General features: G+C 41.6%; 1 protein-coding gene. It reads right to left on the reverse strand.

What is annotated here, in order from left to right:
• Nucleotides 1–945, reverse strand: a 945-nt coding sequence (locus QUA77_RS29050) for a reverse transcriptase N-terminal domain-containing protein (RefSeq protein WP_333454084.1), incomplete at its 3' end; no start/stop codon positions are given.
• Nucleotides 946–1,585 lie beyond the last annotated feature (640 nt).

Here is a 1,585-nt window from a genome sequence, read left to right on the forward strand (position 1 = left end):
TACGACTTTGGTTTTGGCTTCTTTAACTTTTAATCCTCTTGTTTCCAAGAATTTATCAATGTGTCCTCGGAGGGGTTCAGGGTCGTCTTCTGGTTTCAGAATAAACACAACGTCATCCGCATAACGAAATCCAGTAATAGTGTCTATGTATCTGCCACCATTTCTGATTTTTAATCTGACCTCATGACCAACATTTTCTAATCCGTGAAGGACTATATTTGCTAGTAATGGGCTGAAAACTCCCCCTTGGGGCGTACCGGATTCTGATGAAGGAAATTCTCCTCTGACTCCAGCTTTTATTGCCCGAAATACCCCTTGTTTTGCTGCCTTTGGTAGTTGGACTGATTGCATTAAGAATTTGTGGTCAATCTTGTCGAAACATTTTTCAATATCCAATTCCAAAATTCTTTTTTCTAACCCATTACTGCTAGAGTTGAGATTATTGAATAATTGTCTCTGGATATCATGGCAGCTTCTGCTAGGTCTAAACCCATAAGAATGAGCGTTGAACGTAGCTTCTGCTACTGGTTCCAAGGCATATTTGATGAGACATTGATATGCTCTGTCGCTAATGGTCGGGATTCCTAGTCCTCTTTTAGTTCCGTCTACTTTGGGAATGTACACTCGCTTTAGGGGCTGATGTTTCCATTGCTTCCAGTTCTTAACTAACACTTCAAATAGTGCCAGTCTTTGTGAGGGTTCGAGGACTTTCTTTCCGTCCACCCCTGCGGTTTTCCGTCCAGTATTTAACTGTGTTACTTGCCGAATAGCAAGCAACTTAGCTGCTCTGGAGCTTAATAAAAGTTTCTGAAGCTTACGCACTAGGAGCACGTTACCGTTCTTTTGAGCCTTGAATATTCTCACTTGTAGGCGAAACACAATTTTCCGCAGCTTGCGCCAAGGAATTGATTTCCATTTATCAACTGGATTTAACTCCGTTGCCATAACATTCTCTACGCCTGAATGAACATTTTCTATGTAGACCGTACCCAGTTGTCCAAGAGTCCTGATTTCTTGAATTTTTTGAGTACATCTTACCAACTCTACCCGCTAACCCTTATTTAAGGAGTCCACAATTTGAGAATTGATTTTTTCAAATTGAAGGTTGAAAGAGCCGTTTTATTCGTTCCTCGGTTGAGTTGTTTTGTAGTTTTAGGTTCTCTCATTTCGCCCACGATTTCCCAGAATTGCATTTATCCAGTTCAAAATAATGCGGGTATTTTCACACTTGAAGTGTTATGTTGTGTCGTTGTTCGACCTTGATTTCGGTCGTTCACGCTCAGACGCTTTTTCCGAGAGTTCAACTAATGTTTAACCTTGACTACTTACCTATACGAGTTGCTCCCATCTCAGGTTTGTTATTCTCGTTCTGTCCCCAGCTTCATTTTTAGAGTTTGTTCTCTATCCATGTGGGCAGTTTTGGCATCACGCCATTCCTAGCGGGTAAGACTTGTCAAATTTGAGTTTGACGCACTCACACTCAACTGAAGTTACCTTTACTATCTTTTAGGGCTTGCACCCAAGGCGGCGTAAAGGCTCTAATCCCCTAACCCATACAGGCTAGTTTCATAGAAACGAACCGCAC

This window comes from Microcoleus sp. K5-D4, assembly GCF_036704575.1.
Classification (GTDB): Bacteria; Cyanobacteriota; Cyanobacteriia; order Cyanobacteriales; family Microcoleaceae; genus Microcoleus.